Below are 24,797 nucleotides of genomic sequence, written 5' to 3'. Positions count from 1 at the left end.
ATTAATTTTGATTTAAGAAAGAGGCTGTTTTTCCTGTAAGTACCATTAACTCTCCGTAAGCTACATTGTACTCGTATAAGGCTTTTATTTTGTGTAATTTAATTTCTGATAACTTTAGAGTTGCATCCATCACTTCTAGGGAAGTTCCTGTTCCTTCTTCAAAGGCACGTGTTCTCATAAACTTTAACCTATTTGCCAATGCTTCATCTGTATGTAAACTTTCGTATTGCTCCAGTTCCTTTTGCATGGTATTGTACAGTTTTTCTGTATACGTCGTTAAATTTAGTCGCGCTTGTCTATCAATTTCTTCTACTTGAGAAATTTTGTATTTAGATGCTTTTATTTTATGTTCTCTTTGAAAACCATTAAACAATTCCCACTCTACGCCTACACCAACAAACCATTTTGTATCTACCAATGGTAAATTATCTTTCCATAGAATGTATTTTCCAGAAACTCCTACTTTCGGAAAATAATCGCTCCGTTCTACTTGTACACCTACTTTTGCTAACTCATGATTTTTTTCTATAATTTTTAACTGTTCATTGTCAGTCAACATATCAGTGGTAAACTCTTGCAAAGGTTTTACAATGGTTGGTTCCTTAAATTCACTGCTGAAACCAGAAATTGAATTTACTCCTATTAAGTTCTGAACAGCCGTAGTAGCTAAATCCACATCTTTTTTAGCACCTAATAATTCTCTATTTGCATTAGACAAGGCTACTTTAGCATTTAAAGTTTCTACTTCTGGAATAATACCGTTCTCGAAAAACTTAGTTGCTTGGTTGTTATGTAACAAAATAACTTCATATACTTCTTGTCTTAATTGCATTGCTTCTTGCGCTAATTTTAACTTAAAAAAGTAATTGATTAACTGAATCGTCAATGCATCTTCTTTTATTTTATGCTTGGTTTCGGACAATGCTAATTTTATTTCTGAAGCTTTATTGGCTGCATTAATTTTTCCACCAGCATAAATTGGCATCGAAATATCTGCAGTTGCAAAACCCATATTTTTTTCTTGCAGCGTAAAATCCCAACTTCCTAAAACAGATGCAGGATCTGTAATTCCTAACAAACCACCTACCATATTTCTTTGCTCATTTAAATCAGCCGAAATATCTTTATCTAAATGCATATAAGTACCAGAAACACCTATCGTTGGTAAACGCAATCCTTTTGTAGCTTTGTGCTCTTCTTCCATCGCTTTTACTTCAAAGCTAGAGGCTTTTGCATCTCCGTTTTTAGACAACATTAAGTCATACGCTTGCCTTAAGGTAATATCTTGGGCGTTTGTAAATGTTGTTATAAAACCTAATACAACAGAGAAAAATACTCCTATCCTATTCAATTTCATTGATTTATTTTTTAAATTGATATTCACTTATTTTAAAATATTTAAAATATTGTCAGTTAGTTTATCTACATCATCTATAGTAACTTCTTGTTCTCCAAAAATATTTTTTCTTGTAAAATTGATATAATCCACAGCATACACCAAAATGTGATAATGCAATTGATACACCGTTGTATCTTTTGATATCTCTCCAGATTTCACTCCAATTTTCTTGATGCTTTTCATCAATTCCGCACTTTTCTCTTTAATGATTTCTGATGCAAAAAAGTTTTCATTATGTAATAATTGATAAAAGAACTTAGACGCGTTTGGCTCATTTAAAAAGTAAGTAACCCTATTTCTTATAAATTCTTCTATTAACGGTTTAATGCTATTTGGGTATAAGGTTAATAAAAATTCTAATTCTTTATACAAGGAGTTTACCTTATCATGATATAGTTCATTTATTAAATCTTGTTTTCCGCTATAAGTTCTATATAAATAACCTCCACTTACGTTTGCTTTTTTAGCAATCATTGCAATAGTAGTCGCTTCAATACCATGTTCTACAATGGTATGCATAATAGCATCTTTAATTCTAGCTATTTTATCTTCGTCTATTTTACGCGCCATACTATCTACTATTTGAGTCTACAAATTTATGAATAAATGTTCATTCATTTAATATATAAACCTTTTTTTTTCATTAATAACATCTAAAACCTTAAAGTATAAGCATAAAAAAAGCATCCAAAAATACTGAAAATCAATATTTTTGGATGCTTAATATAAAGTTTTACTTGAAAATTACTTATTCAAATACATTTTACGTCTTGCGTATAAATCATAAAACTGATCGTCTCTTAAACTATCTATAAATAAAATACTTTCACCAGTAGATTTCATCTCTGGTCCTAGTTTCTTATCCACATTAGGAAACTTGTTAAAAGAAAATACAGGTTGTTTAATTGCATATCCTTCTAATTGAGGATTAAAATTAAAATCTGTTACTTTATTATGACCTAACATTACTTTTGTTGCATAATTTACATACGGTTCTTTGTATGCTTTTGCTATAAAAGGTACTGTTCTAGAGGCTCTTGGGTTTGCTTCAATAATGTAAACAATATCATTTTTAACTGCAAACTGAACATTTATTAGCCCTACCGTTTTTAATTCAGTTGCAATAGTACGCGTATGGTCTTTAATTTGTTGTAAAACTAAATCGCCTAAATTAAACACAGGTAACGTAGCATTCGAATCTCCAGAATGAATTCCACAAGGTTCTATATGTTCCATTATTCCAATAATGTACACATTACCATCAGCATCACAAATTGCATCTGCTTCCGCCTCTATCGCTCCATCTAAATAATGATCTAACAGTAATTTATTACCAGGCATTCTTCCTAATAAATCAACAACATGCTTTACAAGCTCTTCTTTGTTGATTACAATTTTCATTCCTTGTCCTCCTAATACATAAGAAGGTCTTACTAAAATTGGGAAATCTAATTCATCTGCTAAAGCCAATGCTTCATCTGCAGTTTCTGCGATACCAAATTCTGGATAAGGAATATTGTTACTTTTTAATAATTCAGAGAAAAGCCCTCTATCTTCCGCTAAATCTAAAGCTTCAAAAGAAGTACCAATAATTTTAATTCCGTATTTCGTTAACTTTTCAGCTAATTTTAAAGCCGTTTGTCCTCCTAATTGTACAATAACCCCTTCTGGTTTTTCATGACGGATGATGTCATATATATGTTCCCAAAAAACAGGTTCGAAATATAATTTATCAGCAGTATCAAAATCTGTAGAAACCGTTTCTGGATTACAGTTTATCATAATCGTTTCGTAACCACATTCTGCAGCTGCTAAAACACCATGTACACAACAGTAATCGAACTCAATTCCTTGTCCAATTCTATTTGGTCCAGAACCTAAAACAATAATTTTCTTTTTATCAGTTACAATACTTTCGTTTGCAATTGTTATTTGTCCGTCTGCAGTTTCAATCTCGTTTTCAAACGTAGAATAATAATAAGGAGTCTTTGCTTTAAATTCTGCAGCACAAGTATCTACTAATTTAAAAACACGTTGTACTTTTAATTCTTCTCTTTTAGTATATACTTCGCTTTCTAAACAACCCAACATGTGAGCTATTTGTCTGTCTCCATACCCTTTTTGTTTTGCTTCTAGTAATAAATCTCTGCTAAGAGTATCTATTGTGTATGTAGAAATTTCTTTTTGAAGTTGAAATAACTCTTCATATTGTTTTAAATACCACATGTCAATTTTTGTGATATCATGAATCTGAGTTAAAGGAATTCCCATTGCAATTGCATCATAAATTGCAAAAACACGGTCCCAACTTGCATTGGTTAATTTTTCTATAATTTGGTTGTAGTCTGTGTAGCCTTTTCCGTCTGCACCTAAACCGTTTCTTTTAATCTCTAAAGACTGTGTTGCTTTGTGCAATGCTTCTTGAAACGAACGTCCAATTCCCATTACCTCTCCAACAGATTTCATTTGTAAACCTAAAGTTCTGTCTGAACCTTCGAATTTATCAAAATTCCAACGAGGTATTTTTACAATTACATAATCTAAAGTAGGCTCAAATAAAGCAGATGTAGATTTTGTAATTCCGTTTTCTAATTCATCTAATGTATAACCAATTGCTAATTTTGTAGCTACTTTTGCAATAGGATATCCTGTTGCTTTAGACGCTAAAGCGGATGAACGAGATACACGTGGGTTAATTTCGATAGCAATAATATCTTCTTTTTCGTCTGGTGAAACGGCAAATTGCACGTTACATCCACCTTCAAAATCTCCAATAGAACGCATCATGTGAATTGCCATGTCACGCATTTTCTGATAAGTTCTATCTGAAAGTGTCATTGCTGGGGCAACCGTAATAGAATCTCCAGTATGAATTCCCATAGGATCCATATTTTCGATAGAACATATAATGACAACATTATCGTTTTTATCACGTAATAATTCTAGCTCATATTCTTTCCATCCCATCATCGCTTTGTCAATCATCACCTCATGTATTGGTGATGCTTCTAAACCGAAACTTAAAAGATGATCAAAATCTTCTGCTTTGTAAACAATAGAAGCTCCTGCTCCACCTAAAGTATAAGAAGAACGAATTACTAATGGAAAACCAAATTCTTGTGCAATTTCTTTTCCTTTTAAGAAAGAAGTTGCCGTAGCTTGGGGTGCCATTGGCACACCAATTTTAATCATTAATTCTCTAAATTGTTCTCTATCTTCTGTAACATTAATAGCGTCTATATCTACACCAATTAATTTTACATCAAAATCTTTCCAAATTCCTTTATCATCTGCTTCAATACAAAGGTTTAAAGCCGTTTGCCCACCCATTGTTGGTAAAACAGCATCAATTTGTGGATGCTCTTTTAAGATTTGAATGATAGATTTAGTTGTTAGTGGCAACAAGTAAATATGATCAGCCATAGATGGGTCTGTCATAATTGTTGCTGGATTTGAGTTGATTAGAACAGTTTCTATTCCATCTTCCCTTAAAGAACGTAAAGATTGTGAACCAGAATAATCAAATTCACAAGCTTGTCCAATAACAATTGGTCCAGATCCAATAATTAAAACTGATTTGAGGTCTTTTCTTTTTGGCATTGTAAGTTGTTGTGTTATGTTGTTTTACAAAAATAGTTAGTGCTTGGGTATAAAAAAAGGTGTTACTTAAAAAAAGTAACACCTAATATATTAACAAAAGTTAATCATTTATTTTTTATGTCTAGTTTCAGTAGAAACAGAAATTTTCTTTCTTCCTTTAGCTCTTCTACGAGCTAAAACCTTTCTACCATTAGCAGAAGCCATTCTTTCCATGAAACCATGTTTATTTCTTCTCTTTCTCTTTGACGGTTGGTAAGTTCTTTTTGGCATTATCTGTATTTTTAAATATCTCTGTTATTATTAGTTTTCTTAACGAAATCACATCGTTAAAAGCGTGCGCAAATATACAACTGTTTTTATTTATGACAAACACTATTTAAAAAAAAAATGAAATATTTTTGAACGATACAAAAGTACAAGTTTTAGAAATCTTTTCACCTTTTTTATTTGACAGAATTTTTAGAGTTAGTACTTTTGCGCAAACCTAAGAATACCATGAGTAATACTAAATATGTTTTTGTAACAGGAGGCGTAACATCATCACTTGGAAAAGGAATTATTGCAGCATCATTAGCAAAATTATTACAGCAAAGAGGATTTTCTGTAACTATCCAAAAACTAGACCCTTATATTAATATAGACCCAGGAACTTTAAATCCGTACGAGCATGGAGAATGTTATGTTACAGATGATGGAGCAGAAACTGATTTAGATCTAGGTCATTATGAGCGTTTTTTAAACATTCCTACAAGTCAATCTAATAACGTAACTACAGGTAAAATTTATCAATCTGTAATTAATAAAGAGCGTAAAGGAGAATTTCTAGGAAAAACGGTTCAGGTTATTCCGCATATTACCGATGAAATTAAACGTAGAATCCAAATTTTAGGAGAAACTGGTGATTATGATATTGTAATTACAGAAATTGGTGGAACTGTTGGTGATATTGAATCTTTACCTTATGTAGAGTCTGTAAGACAAATGCTTTGGGAAAAAGGAGAAGATAATGCTATTGTTATCCATTTAACATTGATTCCATTTTTAGCTGCTGCAGGTGAATTAAAAACGAAGCCTACACAACACTCTGTAAAAATGTTAATGCAAAGTGGTGTAAGTCCAGATATCTTAGTATGTAGAACAGAACATGAAATTTCTGACGACATTAAACGCAAACTAGCATTATTTTGTAATGTGAAGCAAGAAGACGTTATACAGTCTATAGATGCTGAGACTATATATGATGTGCCAAATTTAATGTTAGCTCAAGGTTTAGATACTGTTGTTTTAAATAAATTAAAACTTTCTTCTAAAGGAGAACCAGAATTAAAAGTTTGGAACGAATTTTTAACCAAACATAAAAACCCTAAACACGAAGTAGAAATTGCCTTAATTGGTAAATATATAGAGTTGCAAGATTCTTATAAATCTATTACAGAAGCGTTTATTCACGCAGGTTCTACGCATGAAACTAAAGTAAAAGTACGTTGGGTACATTCTGAAAGTTTAACACCTAAAAATGCCGAAAAGAAATTAGAAGGTGTTAATGGTATTTTAGTAGCTCCTGGTTTTGGTGATAGAGGTATTGAAGGTAAAATTAGAGCCGTAAGGTATGCAAGAGAAAATAATATTCCTTTCTTCGGAATTTGTTTAGGAATGCAAATGGCGGTTATTGAATTTGCAAGAAACGTTTTAGGTTTAGAGAATGCAAGTTCTACAGAAATGAACAAAAGCACTAAAGACCCTGTTATTAATTTAATGGAAAGTCAGAAAGATGTTACCGAAAAAGGTGGAACCATGCGCTTAGGTGCTTGGGATTGTGAGTTGAAAAGAGATTCTAAAATATATAAAGCCTATAAATCGGAATTGATTAGTGAACGCCATAGACATCGTTTTGAATTTAACAACGCTTATTTAGAACAAATTGAAGCTGCGGGAATGAAAGCAACCGGATTCAACCCAAAAACAGGATTGGTAGAAGTTGTAGAAGTACCTACTCACCCTTGGTTTGTTGGTGTGCAATACCATCCAGAATATAAGAGTACCGTTTTAAAACCACATCCTTTATTTGTAGATTTTATTAAAGCTGCCTTAAAACAGTCTCAGAAATAAAAAAGTATTTAGTTAAACGCAGTCGAAATCTAAAATATCTCGACTGCGCTTAAAATGACATTATAAAATTAGGAATACTATTTGAACTACATACCTAGTATCAAATATAAAGGAGCAAAAATAATATAAAGCTGCTTTTTAACTACATTTGTCGCGTTTTTATCAAAAGAAACTTTTGGTTTAATGACAAATTGACATTTTAAAATAACACATGGAACAAAAAAAATTCGATATCAATTCTTTTATAGGAATGTTATTATTAGGAGGTATTTTATTATACTGGATTAACTCTAATAAACCAGATGAAACTACTGATACTTCTACGAATACAGAACAAATTGTAGACTCTACAAACAATACTTCAAATACTTTTACAGAAAACACTCCCGTTTTTGAAAACGATTCTTTAAAACAAATTGCTTACACAACTAAACTTGGTGCTTTTGCACAAAGTGCTATTAATGGTTCTAACGGTACTTCTGTTTTAGAAAACAACTTGGTTAAATTAACTGTTAGTAATAAAGGTGGACAAATTATAGAGGCAGAAATTAAGAATTACAAGACACATGATTCTTTACCTTTATATATGATAAAAGACAAAAATGCTTCTTTTAACATTAATTTTGGTACTACAGATAATAGAATTTTAAATACAAAAGATTTATTCTTTGAACCTACAGTTTCTAAAAATGGAGAAACCACTGTTCTTTCTATGAAATTAAAAGTTTCAGACACTCAATTTCTAGAATATAGATATGAGATGAAGCCTAAAAATTACATGGTTAATTTTGCAGTTCGTTCTCAAGGTTTAAGTTCTGTAATTAACTCTTCTTCGCCAATTAATTTAGATTGGTCTTTAGATGGTTATGCACATGAAAAGAGTGTAAAGACAGAAAATACGATGTATTCTCATCTTTATTACAAAACAGAAGATGACGTAGATCATTTAAATGCTGGTAATACAGAAATTTTAAATGATGTAGATTGGATTTCTTATAAACAACACTTCTTTACATCTATCTTATTAACTGATACTCCTTTTAATAATAGTACTGTAACTTCTACAGATCTTATTAAAAATGAAGAATTAGATACGGTTTTTACAAAACGATATGAATTAAAAACTCCGTTAGAATTAGCAAGCGGAGAATTAAATTATAACATGAAATGGTTCTACGGACCAAGTGATTATAACTTATTAAAGACTTTTGAAGGTACAGATTTAGACCATACAGCAGATTTAGGTTGGGGAATTTTTGGTTTCTTAAACAGAACTGTATTTTACCCGGTATTTAACTTCTTAAAAGGATTTTTATCTAACTACGGTTTGATTATTATTTTAATGACAATTGTTGTTAGAATTATTATGTCTCCATTAGTATATAAATCTTATCTATCAAGTGCTAAAATGAAGGTGATTAGACCTGAGTTAACGGCTTTAAATGATAAATATCCAGGGAAAGAAAATGCTATGAAACGTCAGCAAGAGACCATGGCTATTCAGCGTAAAGCAGGAGTTAGCATGATGTCTGGTTGTATACCTGCCATATTACAAATGCCAGTTTTCTTTGCACTTTTTAAGTTTTTTCCTACAAACTTAGCTTTAAGACAAGAAAACTTTTTATGGGCAAATGATTTATCTTCTTATGATATGGTTTATCAATTGCCAATTAAAATACCTTTTTATGGAGATCACGTAAGTTTATTTCCAATATTAGCTTCTATTGCCATTTTCTTTTACATGAAAATGAACCAAAGTCAGCAAGCAAATATGCAACCTCCTACGCAAGAAGGTATGCCAGATATGGGAAAAATGATGAAGTATATGATTTACTTCTCTCCTATTATGATGTTGTTTTTCTTTAACAACTATGCTAGTTCATTAAGTTTGTACTACTTTGTATCTAACTTGTTAACCATTGCAATTATGTTGGTTATTAAGAACTATGTAATTGATGAAGATAAAATTCATGCTCAAATAGAAGAAAACAAAAAGAAACCGGAAAAGAAGAAAAGTAAATTCCGTCAAAAAATAGATGATGCTATGAAGCAAGCACAAGAGCAACAAGCACAACAGAAGAAGAAAAAATAATTTTTTTAGCTGTTCAACATAATAAAAAATCCAAAACTTAATTGTTTTGGATTTTTTTTGGTTAAAATAATTGTAAAATCTTATATTTTTTAAGGTAAAACAAGTGTTTATACTATTGACTTTTTAACTCAAAAAAACTAACTTAGCTAACCATGAATATAAAACGTAACATATTCATATTAACGTTACCAATAATAAAAAAATCAAAATTTGTTTTCAATTCAATCTATAGAAGCAAAATATTTTATTAAAAATTATAATGTTCCCTTGTATTCCATTATTTTATTGGATGATGAATCGGATTTTTCTGTAAATTTTGTAAAATATAAAACAAAACGAAAATCTATTTTATTCCTTTCTCCTTATCAAAATTTAAAATGGTTCGGTTCTACTTCTTCAAAAGTTAAATTACTACAATTTCACGGAGATTTTTATTGTATTGAGTATCATAAAAAAGAAGTTGCTTGTAATGGATTGTTATTTAATAATATCTATTTACAACCATACGTTTCACTCAATAAAATTAAATTTCAAGAAATATCCCAACTAGTCGATAAAATGGAAAAAGAAGTTGGAGTCAATAAAAGATTTTCAGAATCTGTTATAAAATCTTACCTACAGCTCATATTTGCTATTTGTAGTAGTGAAAAAGATGAACAACTAGGAAACAAACTCACACAAAAAACTAATAAAAATGAGCTACTAACATTTCAAGGTTTATTAGAATTGCATTTTCATAAAGAACGTAATTCTTCATTCTATGCCAATAAGTTAAACATATCTCTTTCTTCATTTAGTAAAAAAATAAAATCTCAAGTTGGAAAAACACCAACGCAACTCATCCAAGAGCGTGTTATTTTAGAAGCTAAGAAATTATTGCACCTCACTTTTAAAACTGTAAAAGAAGTTTCCATTGAGCTAAATTTTGATGACGAATTTTATTTTAGTAGATATTTTAAAAAAGAAGTTGGATTATCTCCCACACATTTTCGTGAGAAAGTAGGGATTTCTATAGTGGCAAAATAATCCATTGTTCATCCGCTTTAATCCATTCTTTAGCTTATTCTTAATATATAGTTTTGCTCTCAAATAAATATAATTATGAATAACTTACTTAATTTACTAATAAACAGTCAAACTAATTTTATCAATTTTATTCGTTTTGCCATTTTTATAGTAATGGTTTGGATTGGTGGTCTAAAAGCTTATCAATACGAAGCAGATGGAATAGTTCCTTTTGTAACAAATAGTCCCTTAATGAGCTTCTTTTATGAAAACACAAACAAAACAGTCATCAATGAAGAAGGAAAAACTGTTAAAGAATACATGTTACACAAAAACCCAGAAGGTAAAATGGTAGAGAAAAATATAGAATGGCATAAATCCAATAATACATATGCCTTCTCTTATGGGTTAGGAAGCGTAATTGTTATTATAGGACTTCTGACACTTTTGGGAATTTGGTTTCCAAAAATCGGTCTTTGGGGTGGATTGTTTACATTTGGAATGTCCATTGTTACTTTAACTTTCCTCATAAGCACTCCAGAAGTATATGTTCCAAATTTAGGAGGCGATATGCAAACACCTCAATTTGGATTTCCTTTTCTATCTGGAGCTGGAAGATTGGTTTTAAAAGACATTATTATGATGGCAGCTGGATTAATAATTGCATCTGACTGTGCAAAGAAGATAAAAACTACTGGCAATAACTTGTATAATTAATTGCTTGGTCACTGCCAACTTACGAACATTCCTGCGGAATACTCTATCTGTGATTTATTTACTAAATTAGTTGTTTGAACACGCAACAAACCATACACAACAACATTAACTAAAACTAGAAAAACGTCTTATAAAACTGATTTTATTCAACTTTATAAGACGTTTTTTATATTTAAATAGTCTATTAATGATTACTAAAACTTACCAACAAGTCTAGCCCTGATTGAAGTGACATCCTTTTTGTTTTTCACAAAAAGATATAACGGAAAGCAGGAAATAGCTTCAAAAAAAAAGTTATCTAAAAAAAGATTTTTTGTCAATCTGAATTTATTTCAGATTCTTATGAAGATTGAACTTCAATAAGTTGAGATACTGAAACATGTTCAGTATGACAAGATTTAACCTTTTTTAGATAACCTCTTTACTATTTTATTATAGACTGCTTCGTAAATTGACAAAGACAAAAAAGAATCTAATCTTCCGTTTCTACTTCTGTATCCGTATCTTCTTTATGTTCTTTAAATTTACGAGTTCCTTCATACAAATCGTACTTTACAAACTTACAGTTTAAATCTCCGTTTTTAAGCGCAATTCTTTTAGAGGTTCTTAAACCAACACACTTTAAAGCATCTGTATCTGAAGTAATTAACCAAGCTGTAGAACCTGGGTAATTGTTTTTAAGAGTATCTCCTATTTTTTTATAAAATTCTTCAGTATCAATATTTAAACGTTCACCATAAGGTGGATTAAACAAAATAGTAGTCTTACCAAAAACCTCTTTTGTTGAGTTAAAAAAGTTAACGTGGTGTACACCAATAAACTCATCTAAATTGGCATTTACTACATTGTCTTGTGCTTTTTGAACGGCAGAAGGTGCTTTATCGAAGCCCATTATTTTAAAATGAGAAGAACGGATTTTATTTAATAACGATTCTTGAATGGTAAAATACAAGTCTTCATCATAATCTTTCCAATTCTCAAAAGCAAATAGTTTTCTATTGATGTTTGCCGGAATATTACAGGCAATCATAGCAGCCTCAATTAAAATAGTACCAGAACCACACATTGGGTCTATAAAGTTTTCCTCACCCGTATAACCAGACAATAAAACCATACCTGCAGCCAAAACTTCGTTTATTGGCGCAATATTAGTTGCAGTTCTATACCCTCTTTTATGCAAAGAATCTCCAGATGAATCTAAAGAAACAGTTAACCAGTCTTTTTGAATGTGAATGTGTATTTTTAAATCTGGATAATCTAAATCTACATTTGGTCTTTTACTATATTTATGTCTAAAATAATCTGCAATAGCATCTTTAGATTTTAAAGAAATATAATGCGAGTTAGAGGTAAAATTCTTAGAGTTTACTACGGCTCCAATTGCAAAAGTACCTTCGGTATCTAAATAGTTTTCCCATTTAATTTTCTGAATTGCTTCATACAAATCTTCTTCATCGTAGATTTTACAAACTTTAATCGGTTTTAAAATTCTTACAGCTGTTCTTAAAGCAATATTTGCTTTGTACATAAAACCGCTATCTCCTCTAAAAGAAACCATTCTAACTCCCTCATTAACATCTTGTGCTCCTAGGTCTCTTAATTCTTTTGCCAAAACACCTTCTAAACCGAAAAGTGTTGTTGCTGTCATTTTAAAATCTTTGTTCATGCTCATAAAATTGACTGCAAAAATACTATTTATAAATAGCTTTTATACTAATTAAGAAATTCATTTTACAGAACGTAAGATTTGGTTACTTTTACAGACTGAAATGCCTATAATGGCAAAAGGCTAAGGAAAGCCAATAGCAATAAAAGTAATTAACTGGTTATTGCAAATTTTATAAAAATGGAAACAAAAGATTGGTTTACAGATTGGTTTAACACCTCTTACTATCACACACTTTATAAGGAACGAAATGACGATGAAGCGCAATTGTTTATGAAGAATATTACTTCTTTTTTAAACTTGCCAAAAACAACGCATATTTTAGATTTACCATGTGGTAAAGGACGTCATTCTGTATTTTTAAACTCTTTAGGCTACACTGTTACTGGTGGTGATTTGGCAGAAAACAGTATTAATGCTGCAAAAGAATTTGAAAATGATACGTTAAAATTTAATGTGCATGACATGCGCAAGCATTTTCATCATACGTATGATGCTATTTTTAATTTATTTACAAGTTTTGGCTATTTTAAAGATGATAAAGAGGATATTTTAATTCTAGAAAACATTAAAAACGGATTGAATAAAGACGGCTTTTTTGTTTTTGACTTTTTAAATGCCGAAAAAGTAAAACTTAATTTAGTAAAAAAAGAAACTAAAACGGTAGATCATATTACTTTTAATATTGAAAGAGAAATTAAAGATGGTTTTATCTTAAAGCATATTTCTTTTTTTGCTGATGGAGAAAACCATACATATACAGAACAAGTAAAATACCTAGACCTTACTAAAATGACTACTTTTTTAGAAAAAGTGGGGTTTACGATTACTACTGTTTTTGGAAATTACAACTTAGATACCTTTGAAGCAAAAACTTCTGATAGATTAATTATTATTGCAAAATGAGTTATATTCTACTATTAATAGCCGTTTTTATTGGTTCTATTTTTGTTTTTATAATAAAACCAAGTAAAAAAGCTGTTCGTCTATTATTAGCTTTTAGTGGTGCCTATTTGTTATCTGTTACTATTCTACATTTACTGCCAGAAGTATATGCTGAAACTACAGAATATAAAAAAATAGGAATTTTTATATTAATCGGAATTATTATTCAGTCTGTATTAGAGTCTTTTTCTAAAGGAGCAGAACACGGACATATACATATTCATTCTGATGGTAAGGAGTTTCCAACCCTGTTATTTATAAGTTTATCATTACACGCATTTTCTGAAGGTTTACCTATTCATCATGCAGGTGATAATTTACTATGGGCCATTGTAGTGCATAAAATACCTATTGCATTTGTTTTAACTACCTTTTTAATTCAGACTAAATATTCTAAAAAAATAACGTTTATTTTCTTGATAGTTTTTGCTTTTATGAGTCCTTTAGGGTTATTATTAGGTGATAAAATTACTTTTTTTACAACCTATGCTAAAGAAATTACTGCATTAATTATTGGGGTATTTCTTCATATTTCTACCATTATTCTTTTTGAAGGCTCTGAAAATCACAAATTTAACTTACAGAAATTTATCGCTATCATTTTAGGTGTTTTATTTACCGTTTTTACGTTGTAATGATATTGATTAAAACTGTAGAAATTATTGTACATTTAAAAGTAAGGTATTGTACACAAACTAATGAAAACCAAATTACATATATTTAAAGTTGTTGCTAAACATTTAAGCTTTACAAAAGCTGCTGAGCAATTATATCTTTCTCAGCCTGCCATATCTAAGTCTATTAAAAATTTAGAGCAAGAGTTTAAAACCACCTTATTTATAAGAAAAAGGAACTCAATTGAATTGACAACTGAAGGAAAGTCTTTTCTTATTTATACGAATAAAATTTTGGCTATTTATGCAGAAATGGATGAAAAATTTCTTCATAAAAAAGATGATTTATCAAATTTCATCAACTTTGGTGTAAGTACCACCTTATCTAACTACATTATTCCTAAAGTAATTGCAAAATTTAGAATGCAATTTCCTCAAACAAAATTTAATATCATAAGTAATAATTCTGAAAATATTGAAGCCCTAATTTTAAACGAAGAAATAGATTTTGGAATTACAGAAGGAAGTATATCAAACCCTAAATTACATTTTGAGAAATTTATTAAAGACGAAATTGTACTTGTAACAAATGTAAATAATAATACCTTTCAAAAAAGGAGTATTGATATAGAAACGCTGCAAAAAATTCCCATGATTGAACGTGAAAAGGGTTCTGGAACAAAAGTAATTATAGATAGTTACCTTTTAAATCATAAAATTAAGAAACTTAATTCTGTTGTATCTTTTAATAGTACGGAAGCCATTAAAAATTATTTATACAATTCAGACCATTACGCCCTACTCTCTATCCATTCTATTTCTGACGATTTGATGAGTAATAAACTCAAAATAATAGACATTAAAGATTTAAGTATTGAAAGGTGGTTCTATTTTGTAAATAGAACGGGATATCTTTCTAATACTTTTGATTATTTTAAAAAATTTACTCGAAATAACTATAACTTTTAGTTATCTCACATAGCTAATTAATTTGCTTTAAAGTAATTAATACTTGCTACTTTTGTATCAAATAATACACAATGATATGAAAGATTTTACCTCAAAAACTATTTATTTTCTTCTAGTTCTAATTACTCTTTTAGGTTTTGTAAACAGCCCAACAGCCTTAATCATCGGTTTTGTATATACCATTATCTTCAAAAATCCATTCCAGACATATAGCCACAAAGCTATTCATTATTTACTAAAAATTTCTGTTGTGGGATTGGGCTTCGGAATGTTTATAAAAGAAACTTTAGCTACAAGTAAAGCAGGGTTTGGGCTAACTATTTATTCTATTCTATTAACGGTAACAATAGGTTTATTGTTAACAAGGCTTTTAAAAATAGATTTAAAGTTAGGACATCTTATTACCTCTGGAACTGCAATTTGTGGTGGGAGTGCAATTGCTGCTATTTCATCTGTTATTAAAGCAAAAAGTAAAAATATAAGTATTGCTTTAGGAATTGTATTTTTATTAAACTCTATTGCATTGTTTGTATTTCCTGCAGTTGGGCATTTTCTAAACTTAACACAAGAGCAATTTGGTTTGTGGTGTGCAATTGCAATACACGATACAAGTTCTGTTGTTGGAGCTGCTTTAGAGTACGGAGAAGAAGCTTTGCGAATAGCGACTACCGTAAAACTCTCTAGAACACTGTGGATTATTCCTTTATCAATTTTTTCAATGTTTCTTTTTAAAACAAAAGGAGAAAAAATTAAAATACCCTATTTTATTCTTCTATTTATTGTAGCTATTATGATAAATAGTTACCACCTTTTACCTGAACCAACTACTAATTTTATTGTTTTAATATCAAAACGATTGTTATTACTAACTTTATTTCTAGTAGGCGCTAGTATTTCTATAAAAGACTTAAAATCTACAGGAATAAAACCTATAATATTGGCACTTACACTGTGGATCTTTATTTCAATATTTTCGTTAGTCTATATATTAAATTAGTGCAGTTAATTTATACTTAAATTAACTACAAAAAAAAAGGCTGTCTAAAAAGCTATAAACATTGTCATGTTGAAATTGACTCAGTATCTTAACTTACTGAAGATCAAACTTCAAAAGAATCTGAAATAAATTCAGAATGACAAAAATTCACTTTTTAGACAACCTCTTTTAATTATAATCGTTTAATAATGTTGTTAATTAGCTACCTCATTTATAAATTTAATTCGCATTAAACGTAGTTCATCTTCATCATAATCTCCATCAAACTCATCTAAAGCATCTTGAATCTTATCTGTATCTGCTTCCATAAAGTAATCATGTATTTCTTCTTGCTGATCTTCATCTAACAAATCATCTAAAGAATAATCGATATTTAACTTGGTTCCAGAAAAAATAATCATTTCCATTTCTTTAATTAGTTCATCCATTTTAAGTCCCTTAGACTTCGCAATATCTTCTAATGGTAATTTTTTATCTGTATTCTGAATAATAAAAAGTTTTAATCCAGAGTTTGTACCAGTACTTTTTACAATTAAATCATCTGGTCTTAAAATATCATTCTCATCAACATAACTAGCTATTAATTTAATAAAATCTTTACCAAATTTTCTAGCTTTACCTTCTCCTACTCCATGTACAGTAGATAATTCTGCTAAAGTTATTGGGTATTTTAAAGCCATATCATCTAACGATGGATCTTGAAAAACAGCAAAAGGAGGTACACCTTGTTTTGTTGCTACACTTTTACGTAAATCTTTTAATAGTTTCACTAATTTATCATCGGCAACGCCTCCAGAAGATTTAGCATTTGTAATAATAGAATTATCATCCTCTTCACTATAAGAATGGTCTTCTGTCATCATAAATGAAGTAGGATTTTTTATATAAGCATCTCCTTTTTCAGTTAATTTAACAACTCCATATTGTTCTATTTCTTTCTTTATTAAATTAATTACCAAAATCTGTCTGATTAAGGCCATCCAATAAAGTGCAGATTTATCTTTACCACTTCCAAAAAAGGACTGTAAATGTGTTTTATGAGAAGTTAATAATGCGTTTTCTTTTCCTACAATTGTATTTACAATCTCTTTAGACTTATACTTTTGTAAGGTCTTTTTTACAACCTTTAATAAAAGCTGTACATCATCTTTAGCTTCGTGTTTTTTCTTAGGGTTTCTAGAGTTGTCATCCATATCTGCTCCATCGCCGTTTTCAGCATCAAATTCTTCGCCAAAATAATGTAACAAATATTTACGCCTGTTCATAGACGTTTCTGCATAACCAACTACTTCTTGCAATAATGCATGCCCAATTTCTTGTTCTGCAACAGGCTTGCTGGCCATAAATTTTTCTAACTTTTCTATATCTTTATAAGCATAGAACGCTAAACAATATCCTTCGCCATCATCACGACCTGCTCGTCCGGTTTCTTGATAATAACTTTCTAAACTTTTTGGAATGTCGTGGTGAATTACAAAACGAACATCTGGCTTGTCAATTCCCATACCAAATGCAATTGTAGCTACTACAACATCACAATCTTCCATTAAAAACATGTCTTGATGCTTTACTCTAGTTTTAGCATCTAAACCAGCATGATATGGAACAGCTTTAATTCCGTTTACTTGTAAAACCTGAGCAACTTCTTCAACTTTTTTCCTGCTTAAGCAGTAGATAATTCCAGATTTACCCATTCTTTGTTTTACAAAGCGAATAATATCTTTTTCTACTTCCTTTGTTTTTGGTCTTACCTCATAAAATAAATTAGGTCTATTAAATGACGCTTTAAATCTATTTGCTTCCGGAATTCCTAATGTTTTTAAAATATCTTCTTGTACTTTTTCTGTTGCAGTTGCCGTTAAGCAAATAACAGGTACATTATCTATTGCCTTAATAATATGCTTTAGGTTTCGGTATTCAGGCCTAAAATCGTGGCCCCATTCAGAAATACAATGCGCTTCATCAATAGCAACAAAAGAAATTTTTTGAGTTCTTAAAAAAGTAACATATTCTTCTTTTATTAAAGATTCTGGTGCTACATACAAAAGTTTTGTAATTCCGTTAGCAATATCTTCTTTAACTTGGGCTACATCTGTTTTATTTAAAGATGAATTTAAAACATGTGCTACACCATTATGCTCAGAAATACCTCTAATTGCATCTACTTGATTTTTCATTAAAGCAATTAATGGAGAAACTACAATAGCCGTTCCTTCAGACATTAAAGCGGGTAATTGATAACAAAGTGATTTACCTCCACCTGTTGGCATTATTACAAAAGTATTGTTATTCTCTACAATACTTTTAATTACTTGCTCTTGTAAACCTTTAAATTTATTAAATCCAAAGAACTTTTTTAGAGGGGTATATAAATCCATTTTATTAAATATTCGTTTAACGTTAAAAACAATTCACAAACATACTATTATATTTGCTCTAATTATTATTTATAGTAAATTTGCTTGTTACTTAATTTAAAGATATAACTTTTTTTTATTCTGATAAAATACCAAACATTTGAAAAAAACAAACACAATTATAAATACTGCTAGAGAAACTATTTTAACAGAGAGTAATGCTATTGCTAATTTAGCAAAATTAATTGATGCGGACTTTGAAGAGGCCGTTAAATTTATTTTAAATTCAAATGGAAGGGTAATTGTAACCGGAATTGGTAAAAGTGCAAACATTGCATCTAAAATAGTTGCTACTTTTAATTCTACCGGAACCCCTGCTATTTTTATGCATGCCGCAGATGCTATTCATGGAGATTTAGGAAACGTACAACAAGACGATGTTGTTATTTGCCTCTCTAAAAGCGGTAATACTCCAGAAATAAAGGTTTTAGTTCCGTTAATAAAAAATTATGGAAATAAAATAGTGGCAATTACAGGAAACATTGACTCTTATTTAGGTGAGCACGCAGATTTTACATTAAATGCTTATGTAGAAAAAGAAGCATGCCCAAATAATTTAGCACCAACAACAAGTACAACTGCCCAATTAGTTTTGGGAGATGCATTGGCTGTTTGTTTACTAAACTTACGAGGTTTTACTAGTAAAGATTTTGCAAAATACCACCCAGGAGGCGCTTTAGGTAAGCGTTTATACCTAAGAGTATCTGATTTGGTAGAAAAAAACCAGGTTCCTGCTGTTAACGAAACAGATAGTATTGCAAAAGTTATTGTAGAAATTTCTGAAAAAAGATTAGGCGCTACGGCTGTTTTAAATAAAGAGAAATTAACAGGTATTATTACCGATGGAGATATTAGAAGAATGCTTACTAAATCTACACAGATTTCTCAAATTACAGCAAAAGACATAATGGGTAAAAACCCAAAAACTATATTAGAGGATGCAATGGCAGTAGATGCATTAACTATTATGGAAAAAAATAGCATTACACAAATGTTGGTTGTAGACCATAAAAACAAATATGTAGGTGTTGTACATTTACATGATTTAATTAAAGAAGGAATTTTCTAATGGCAGAACAACAGAAAGAAATGTCCTTTTTAGGACATTTAGAAGAATTAAGATGGCACTTAGTAAGAAGTGCAGCAGCAATATTTATTATAGCAATTGTATTATTTGTGTTTCAAAAAGAAGTATACGAAAACTTTTTATTGGCACACAGAAAATCCGATTTTATAACTTATCAATTATTTTGTGATTTTTTCACTTATTTTGGATTAGATAGTGGTTTTTGCAATGTTGTATTTAAAGACAATTTAATAAGTTTAAAACCCACCCAACAATTAATGAATTCTATTTGGTCTTCATTTATATTGGGTATTATTCTAGCTTTCCCTTATCTTTTATGGGAAATATGGCGTTTTGTTGCTCCTGGATTGACTAAAAAAGAAGTAAATAAATCTAGAGGATTTATTTTTATAGCCTCTTTTCTGTTTTTCTGTGGTATCGCTTTTAGCTTTTATGTAATTGCACCTATTTCTATACACTTTTTGTATAATTATCAAATTACAGATCTAATTCAGAATAGCTTTACTTTAGACTCTCATATAGGGCTAGTTACCAATATGTTATTAGGAGTTTCAATATTATTTGAATTACCGGTTTTGGTTTACTTTTTAACTAAAATTGGTTTAGTAACACCAGAGTTCTTAAAAAAATATAGAAAACACGCACTAGTAGTTGTATTAATTTTAGCAGCTATTATTACACCTCCAGACGTTGCGAGTCAGGTAATTGTGGCAATTCCTATTCTTATTTTGTATGAAATAAGTATTAGAGTTTCAAAAGTAGTAATTAAAAAACAAGAAAAAAATGCACGAAAAAGTACAAGAGTTTAATGACTATCGTCAGAAAATGAATGATAAAATTTTAGATTCTGATAATAAAGTAATCAAAAGAATATTTAATTTAGACACAAATACCTTTAAAGAAGGGCACTTACCAGTTAAAACAAAAGAACTTTTAGGCTTAGTAGCTTCTGCAGTTTTACGTTGTGATGATTGTGTACAATATCATTTAGAAGCTGCTATGAAAAACGGAGTTACTAAAGAAGAAATGATGGAAACGATGTCTATTGCTACCTTAGTTGGTGGTACAATTGTAATTCCGCATTTAAGAAGAGCTGTTGAGTATTGGGAAATGCTAGAAAATAAGTAAGCAGTTTAATTTGCAGTAATCAGTATAAAAATGAATGTTATGAATCTATTAAGATTTTAAAAAACATAATTTATTACTTTTACACAAACTAACATTACACGTTTCAACAATTAAACAATTACACATATTTATAAAATATGATTTTAAGAGCAGAAAACATAGAGAAAATCTACGGAAGTAGAAAAGTTGTTACCGGAATTTCATTAGAGGTAAAACAAGGTGAAATTATTGGACTTTTAGGTCCTAATGGAGCTGGAAAAACAACTTCTTTTTATATGATTGTTGGGATGATAAAACCAAATTCGGGTAAAATTTTCTTAAATGATGAAGAAATTTCTCAAGACGCCATGTACAAACGTGCCCAAAAAGGGATTGGTTATCTAGCACAAGAAGCTTCTATTTTTAGAAAATTGTCTGTTGAAGAAAACATTATGTCAGTTTTACAATTTACAGATTTATCAAAAAAAGCACAAAAAGAAAAGTTAGAGTCTTTAATTGAAGAGTTTAATATTGGTCATGTTCGTAAAAATAGAGGAGATTTATTATCCGGAGGAGAAAGACGTAGAACAGAAATTGCACGTTGCTTAGCCTCTGACCCAAATTTTATTTTATTAGATGAACCTTTTGCGGGGGTAGATCCTATTGCTGTAGAAGACATACAAAGTATTGTTGCTCATTTAAAAGACAGAAACATCGGTATCTTAATTACAGATCATGATGTACAAGCTACTTTAGCGATTACAGATAAAACCTATTTAATGTACCAAGGTAGTATTCTAAAAAGCGGAACACCAGAAGAATTGGCAGCAGATGAAATGGTTAGAAAAGTATATTTAGGTAAAGATTTTGAATTGAAAAAGAGGAAGATTTTTTAATTATTAATAATTAAAAAATCACCTTTTTTTTAGATATATAAAAATAGAAACATACACCTTTCTTATCTTCATCTCTTTTCTTTAATTCTATTTTACCCCCAAGTCTTTTTACTATAGACTTTACAGTTGCTAAACCTATTCCTGTATTATTATTGTTAGGATCATTATTTCCTAATGTTTCAAACATTTCAAATACTTTACCCCAATACTTCTCTTCAATACCAGGGCCATTGTCTTCATAGATAAAATAATAATTTTCTATATCTTCTTTAAAACTTACCTTAATTTCTGATTTATCTTCATCATAAAACTTTCTAGAATTAGAAATTAAGTTCTGAAATATTTGAACTAATCCTATTTGAGAACTAAAAATATCTAAATTTAAGTTATTAGCGTCTAAAATAATTTTGTTTTCAAAATCGATATTAACTACAATTTTATCTAATAGCTCTTTTAAATTAAAGTTCTTAAAAACAATATTTTCACTGGTAACTTTAGAATAGTTTAAAATCTCATTTATTAAACTATCCACATATACAATTCTATCTGCTATTAAAGAAATGTATTCCTCTGCTTCTGTGTTTTCAAAAATTGATATATAATCTTGTTTTAAAACATCTAACAAAAAACTTATTCCATTTATAGGCGATTTTAAATCATGAGTTAGTCTATTTGCAAAATTATTTAACTGTTCATTTAATTTGGCTATCTTATCATTAGACAGTGCCAATTCTTCATTTTTCTTTCTAAGTTCTAAAAGTACAACTACTTGTTTTGATAATAATAGAAGAGACTCTCTCTGGCTGTCATTTAATTCGTTTGGCTTGTTATCAATAACACATAAAGTACCTAACGGAAATCCTTCTGAACTATTTAAAGGAGCACCTGCATAAAAGATTACATTTGGGGCATTTACAGTTAAAGGATTGTCAAAAAAACGATGATCTTTAGTCGCATCATTAATTACAAATAATTCATTAGGTTTTAAAATACTATGCGCGCAAAAAGAGAGTTCTCTGGGCGTTTCTGTTGCTTCTATACCATATGTAGATTTAAACCACTGCCTATCTTCATCAACTATAGAAACAAGTGCTATAGTAGTATTGCAAATACTAGAAGCTATTTTTGTAATGGCATCGTATTCTTCTTCTGGTAAAGAGTCTAAAATATTATAGTTTTTTAAAACGTCTAACCTTTGTTTTTCATTTTGGGGGATTCTGGCTACTTCCATTAAAAATCTAGATATAAAAAATAATTATTTTTTAAAAAGTGATATTATAATGTACAATATAATAATAATTGGAATAGAAAGGAAATTAAAAGTAAAAATTAAAAGTAAAGAAGCTAAAAGGAAAGAATAAACAACAATATTTTTTTTAATAGCGTAATCTTTAAACTTCAATGAAAACAGCGGTAATTCTGCATTCATTAAATAGGTTAGTAATAAAGTAATTGCTATTAAAAAATAATTATTTCCTATTAAATTTTGTGCAAATTCTATTGTAGAATATTCTTGAATTAAAGGTAAAGAAATAATAAACAAACTCATTGCAGGTGTTGGTAAACCTATAAAAGAATCTGATTGTCTGGTATCAATATTAAATTTTGCTAACCTATAACAAGCTCCTAAAGTTAATAGTAAACCCAAATAAGGTAAGTAATTTTGTTCATTAAAATCATTTAAGCCCGATGCATTTTCTATCAATAATTTGTAAACAATAATTCCGGGTACCACACCACTTGTAACCATATCTGCTAAAGAATCTAATTGTTTACCTAACTCACCAGATACATTTAGTAATCGAGCCGCAAAGCCATCAAAAAAATCAAATAAAATTCCTAGAACAACAAATAATCCAGCGTAAACAAAATCTCCTTCAACAGCAAAAATTGTTGCAACTGTTCCACAAAAAAGATTACCAAGCGTTATTAAATTAGGAATGTGTTTTTTAAAATTCATTTTTATAGTTTGATTTAAAGGCTAAAATAAGAAAATCGATTTTATTGGTTTTCATTATCCTTAAAATTTTATAATATTTGTACCAATATTTAAGAACTTGCCACGAATTCACCAATAAAATTAAAATGAACACTACTAAAATCTCATTTTATTTTAGATTTTAAACTTTACAAACCAAAAGATGCCTGTATTAACCTCTAACTTTACTCCTACCTTTCTTTTTAAAAATGGTCATTTTAATACTATTTATAGATCTGTTTTTTCAAAAGAATCTTGTAATTATAAAAGAAAAAGAGTTTCTACTTGGGACAATGATTTTATTGATTTAGACTTTTCTTTAGTAGGCTCTAAAACCTTAGTTTTATTAATTCATGGTTTAGAAGGAAGTTCTCAATCTAAATACATCGTATCTACTACAAAATATTTAAACCAAAAGGGATTAGATACCGTTTGTTTTAATTTAAGAGGTTGTTCTGGAGATGATAATTTACTTTTAGGTACGTACCACAGTGGTAAAACAGAAGATGTAGATTTTATAGTAAAACATCTTTCAAGAAATTACGAGTATGAAAATATCATACTAATTGGTTTTAGTTTAGGCGGAAATTTAACCTTAAAATATATTGGTGAACAATCAGAAAATAGTGCAACTAAAGTAAAAGGAGGAATAGCAATATCTGTTCCTATTGATATTGCTTCAGGAGAATTTGAGCTAGAAAAATTAAAGAACAAATTGTATTTAGAGCGGTTTTTAAAAACCATGAAGACTAAAATTTTAGATAAGGCTGCAAAGTTTCCTGAATTTCAGTTAGATAAAGACTTGTTAGCTAAAGCTACCCGATTTAAACATTTAGAAAGTTTATACACAGTTCCTGTATTTGGGTTTGAGAGTCCAGAAGATTATTGGGAAAAAGCGAGTGCAAAACCATATTTATCAAAAATAAAAATACCAACTTTACTTATCAATTCTAAAGACGATACTTTTTTATCTAATCAGTGCTTTCCTTTTGATGAAGCAAATAATTCTAAAAATTTCTTTTTTGAAACGACCAATTATGGCGGCCATTGTGGCTTTATATCTTCTTTTTACAGTGCTAAAAACAACTGGTTAGAGCTTAGAATTGAAAGATTTATCAGACAAAATATTCAGATTCATCTATTGTAAACAATATCTTTAAAAAACTACTGTTATTTTAGTAGGTTTTTAGATATTTGTT

General features: G+C 29.6%; 21 protein-coding genes. 13 read left to right on the top strand and 8 right to left on the bottom strand.

What is annotated here, in order from left to right; translation table 11 throughout:
• Window position 1: 1 nt before the first annotated feature.
• The 4 genes from GQS58_RS01540 to rpmH form a co-directional block, all read right to left on the bottom strand.
• Window positions 2-1,357 (bottom strand): TolC family protein, encoded by a 1,356-nt coding sequence (locus GQS58_RS01540; protein ID WP_166382167.1) that lies wholly within the window; start codon window positions 1,355-1,357, stop codon window positions 2-4.
• Between the two features lie 27 nt (window positions 1,358-1,384).
• Window positions 1,385-1,969, bottom strand: a complete 585-nt coding sequence (locus GQS58_RS01535; RefSeq protein ID WP_166382165.1) for a TetR/AcrR family transcriptional regulator — start codon at window positions 1,967-1,969, stop codon at window positions 1,385-1,387.
• Window positions 1,970-2,143: 174 nt separating this feature from the next.
• On the bottom strand, window positions 2,144-4,999 hold the full coding sequence (carB, locus tag GQS58_RS01530) for a carbamoyl-phosphate synthase large subunit (RefSeq protein ID WP_166382163.1): 2,856 nt from the start codon (window positions 4,997-4,999) through the stop codon (window positions 2,144-2,146).
• A gap of 108 nt (window positions 5,000-5,107) precedes the next feature.
• Window positions 5,108-5,269, bottom strand: coding sequence for a 50S ribosomal protein L34 (gene rpmH, locus GQS58_RS01525; protein WP_036820926.1), 162 nt, complete (start codon window positions 5,267-5,269; stop codon window positions 5,108-5,110).
• Window positions 5,270-5,494: 225 nt separating this feature from the next.
• Between rpmH and GQS58_RS01520 the strand changes: the two genes are divergently transcribed.
• The 4 genes from GQS58_RS01520 (at window position 5,495) to GQS58_RS01505 (ending at window position 10,922) form a co-directional block, all read left to right on the top strand.
• The gene (locus GQS58_RS01520; RefSeq protein WP_166382161.1) at window positions 5,495-7,108 is read left to right on the top strand and encodes a CTP synthase; all 1,614 of its coding nucleotides are present in this window, start codon (window positions 5,495-5,497) and stop codon (window positions 7,106-7,108) included.
• Between the two features lie 211 nt (window positions 7,109-7,319).
• The gene (gene yidC / locus GQS58_RS01515; protein ID WP_166382159.1) at window positions 7,320-9,200 is read left to right on the top strand and encodes a membrane protein insertase YidC; all 1,881 of its coding nucleotides are present in this window, start codon (window positions 7,320-7,322) and stop codon (window positions 9,198-9,200) included.
• A gap of 210 nt (window positions 9,201-9,410) precedes the next feature.
• On the top strand, window positions 9,411-10,226 hold the full coding sequence (locus GQS58_RS01510) for a helix-turn-helix domain-containing protein (protein WP_240914542.1): 816 nt from the start codon (window positions 9,411-9,413) through the stop codon (window positions 10,224-10,226).
• A 75-nt stretch (window positions 10,227-10,301) separates the two neighbouring features.
• Complete coding sequence (locus tag GQS58_RS01505) at window positions 10,302-10,922, top strand: DUF417 family protein (protein WP_166382157.1); 621 nt, start codon at window positions 10,302-10,304, stop codon at window positions 10,920-10,922.
• A 472-nt stretch (window positions 10,923-11,394) separates the two neighbouring features.
• Here GQS58_RS01505 and GQS58_RS01500 read toward each other — a convergent pair whose 3' ends face one another.
• Window positions 11,395-12,588 (bottom strand): class I SAM-dependent RNA methyltransferase, encoded by a 1,194-nt coding sequence (locus tag GQS58_RS01500; protein WP_166382155.1) that lies wholly within the window; start codon window positions 12,586-12,588, stop codon window positions 11,395-11,397.
• 180 nt (window positions 12,589-12,768) lie between these two features.
• Here GQS58_RS01500 and GQS58_RS01495 point away from each other — a divergent pair, with 180 nt between their 5' ends.
• From GQS58_RS01495 to GQS58_RS01480, 4 genes are all read left to right on the top strand, one after another.
• Complete coding sequence (locus GQS58_RS01495) at window positions 12,769-13,494, top strand: class I SAM-dependent DNA methyltransferase (protein WP_166382153.1); 726 nt, start codon at window positions 12,769-12,771, stop codon at window positions 13,492-13,494.
• Window positions 13,491-14,168 carry a ZIP family metal transporter gene (locus GQS58_RS01490; protein WP_166382151.1) on the top strand — a complete coding sequence of 226 codons (678 nt, stop codon included), beginning with the start codon at window positions 13,491-13,493 and terminating at the stop codon, window positions 14,166-14,168. The genes GQS58_RS01495 and GQS58_RS01490 overlap by 4 nt, the downstream gene beginning before the upstream one ends.
• A 63-nt stretch (window positions 14,169-14,231) precedes the next feature.
• Window positions 14,232-15,116: a LysR family transcriptional regulator gene (locus tag GQS58_RS01485; protein WP_166382149.1), complete on the top strand. Its 885-nt coding sequence runs from the start codon at window positions 14,232-14,234 to the stop codon at window positions 15,114-15,116.
• A gap of 76 nt (window positions 15,117-15,192) precedes the next feature.
• The gene (locus GQS58_RS01480; protein WP_166382147.1) at window positions 15,193-16,113 is read left to right on the top strand and encodes a YeiH family protein; all 921 of its coding nucleotides are present in this window, start codon (window positions 15,193-15,195) and stop codon (window positions 16,111-16,113) included.
• Window positions 16,114-16,307: 194 nt separating this feature from the next.
• Here GQS58_RS01480 and GQS58_RS01475 read toward each other — a convergent pair whose 3' ends face one another.
• Complete coding sequence (locus GQS58_RS01475) at window positions 16,308-18,491, bottom strand: ATP-dependent DNA helicase RecQ (protein WP_166382145.1); 2,184 nt, start codon at window positions 18,489-18,491, stop codon at window positions 16,308-16,310.
• Between the two features lie 139 nt (window positions 18,492-18,630).
• Between GQS58_RS01475 and GQS58_RS01470 the strand changes: the two genes are divergently transcribed.
• The 4 genes from GQS58_RS01470 to lptB all read left to right on the top strand — a co-directional run bounded on the left by GQS58_RS01470 (window position 18,631) and on the right by lptB (window position 21,620).
• Window positions 18,631-19,599 carry an SIS domain-containing protein gene (locus GQS58_RS01470; protein ID WP_166382143.1) on the top strand — a complete coding sequence of 323 codons (969 nt, stop codon included), beginning with the start codon at window positions 18,631-18,633 and terminating at the stop codon, window positions 19,597-19,599.
• On the top strand, window positions 19,599-20,426 hold the full coding sequence (gene tatC / locus GQS58_RS01465) for a twin-arginine translocase subunit TatC (protein ID WP_166382141.1): 828 nt from the start codon (window positions 19,599-19,601) through the stop codon (window positions 20,424-20,426). The genes GQS58_RS01470 and tatC overlap by 1 nt, the downstream gene beginning before the upstream one ends.
• Window positions 20,401-20,745: a carboxymuconolactone decarboxylase family protein gene (locus GQS58_RS01460; protein WP_068448397.1), complete on the top strand. Its 345-nt coding sequence runs from the start codon at window positions 20,401-20,403 to the stop codon at window positions 20,743-20,745. Before tatC ends, GQS58_RS01460 begins: the two co-directional genes overlap by 26 nt.
• A 137-nt stretch (window positions 20,746-20,882) precedes the next feature.
• Window positions 20,883-21,620, top strand: a complete 738-nt coding sequence (gene lptB / locus GQS58_RS01455; RefSeq protein WP_166382139.1) for an LPS export ABC transporter ATP-binding protein — start codon at window positions 20,883-20,885, stop codon at window positions 21,618-21,620.
• A gap of 10 nt (window positions 21,621-21,630) precedes the next feature.
• Here lptB and GQS58_RS01450 read toward each other — a convergent pair whose 3' ends face one another.
• Window positions 21,631-22,851: a GAF domain-containing sensor histidine kinase gene (locus GQS58_RS01450; RefSeq protein ID WP_166382137.1), complete on the bottom strand. Its 1,221-nt coding sequence runs from the start codon at window positions 22,849-22,851 to the stop codon at window positions 21,631-21,633.
• Between the two features lie 24 nt (window positions 22,852-22,875).
• Window positions 22,876-23,580, bottom strand: coding sequence for a CDP-alcohol phosphatidyltransferase family protein (locus GQS58_RS01445; RefSeq protein WP_166382135.1), 705 nt, complete (start codon window positions 23,578-23,580; stop codon window positions 22,876-22,878).
• Window positions 23,581-23,761: 181 nt separating this feature from the next.
• Between GQS58_RS01445 and GQS58_RS01440 the strand changes: the two genes are divergently transcribed.
• Window positions 23,762-24,745 carry a YheT family hydrolase gene (locus tag GQS58_RS01440; protein WP_166382133.1) on the top strand — a complete coding sequence of 328 codons (984 nt, stop codon included), beginning with the start codon at window positions 23,762-23,764 and terminating at the stop codon, window positions 24,743-24,745.
• Window positions 24,746-24,797: the final 52 nt, after the last annotated feature.

Source organism: Polaribacter sp. 11A2H (genome assembly GCF_011379025.1).
GTDB lineage: Bacteria > Bacteroidota > Bacteroidia > Flavobacteriales > Flavobacteriaceae > Polaribacter.
This window is presented reverse-complemented; position numbering and strand designations above follow the sequence as displayed.

Coding starts and splice junctions, on each gene's coding strand:
- GQS58_RS01540 (WP_166382167.1), bottom strand. CDS start 1,357: ATGAAATTGAATAGGATAGGAGTATTTTTCTCTGTTGTATTAGGTTTT.
- GQS58_RS01535 (WP_166382165.1), bottom strand. CDS start 1,969: ATGGCGCGTAAAATAGACGAAGATAAAATAGCTAGAATTAAAGATGCT.
- carB (WP_166382163.1), bottom strand. CDS start 4,999: ATGCCAAAAAGAAAAGACCTCAAATCAGTTTTAATTATTGGATCTGGA.
- rpmH (WP_036820926.1), bottom strand. CDS start 5,269: ATGCCAAAAAGAACTTACCAACCGTCAAAGAGAAAGAGAAGAAATAAA.
- GQS58_RS01520 (WP_166382161.1), top strand. CDS start 5,495: ATGAGTAATACTAAATATGTTTTTGTAACAGGAGGCGTAACATCATCA.
- yidC (WP_166382159.1), top strand. CDS start 7,320: ATGGAACAAAAAAAATTCGATATCAATTCTTTTATAGGAATGTTATTA.
- GQS58_RS01505 (WP_166382157.1), top strand. CDS start 10,302: ATGAATAACTTACTTAATTTACTAATAAACAGTCAAACTAATTTTATC.
- GQS58_RS01500 (WP_166382155.1), bottom strand. CDS start 12,588: ATGAACAAAGATTTTAAAATGACAGCAACAACACTTTTCGGTTTAGAA.
- GQS58_RS01495 (WP_166382153.1), top strand. CDS start 12,769: ATGGAAACAAAAGATTGGTTTACAGATTGGTTTAACACCTCTTACTAT.
- GQS58_RS01490 (WP_166382151.1), top strand. CDS start 13,491: ATGAGTTATATTCTACTATTAATAGCCGTTTTTATTGGTTCTATTTTT.
- GQS58_RS01485 (WP_166382149.1), top strand. CDS start 14,232: ATGAAAACCAAATTACATATATTTAAAGTTGTTGCTAAACATTTAAGC.
- GQS58_RS01480 (WP_166382147.1), top strand. CDS start 15,193: ATGAAAGATTTTACCTCAAAAACTATTTATTTTCTTCTAGTTCTAATT.
- GQS58_RS01475 (WP_166382145.1), bottom strand. CDS start 18,491: ATGGATTTATATACCCCTCTAAAAAAGTTCTTTGGATTTAATAAATTT.
- tatC (WP_166382141.1), top strand. CDS start 19,599: ATGGCAGAACAACAGAAAGAAATGTCCTTTTTAGGACATTTAGAAGAA.
- GQS58_RS01460 (WP_068448397.1), top strand. CDS start 20,401: ATGCACGAAAAAGTACAAGAGTTTAATGACTATCGTCAGAAAATGAAT.
- lptB (WP_166382139.1), top strand. CDS start 20,883: ATGATTTTAAGAGCAGAAAACATAGAGAAAATCTACGGAAGTAGAAAA.
- GQS58_RS01450 (WP_166382137.1), bottom strand. CDS start 22,851: ATGGAAGTAGCCAGAATCCCCCAAAATGAAAAACAAAGGTTAGACGTT.
- GQS58_RS01445 (WP_166382135.1), bottom strand. CDS start 23,580: ATGAATTTTAAAAAACACATTCCTAATTTAATAACGCTTGGTAATCTT.
- GQS58_RS01440 (WP_166382133.1), top strand. CDS start 23,762: ATGCCTGTATTAACCTCTAACTTTACTCCTACCTTTCTTTTTAAAAAT.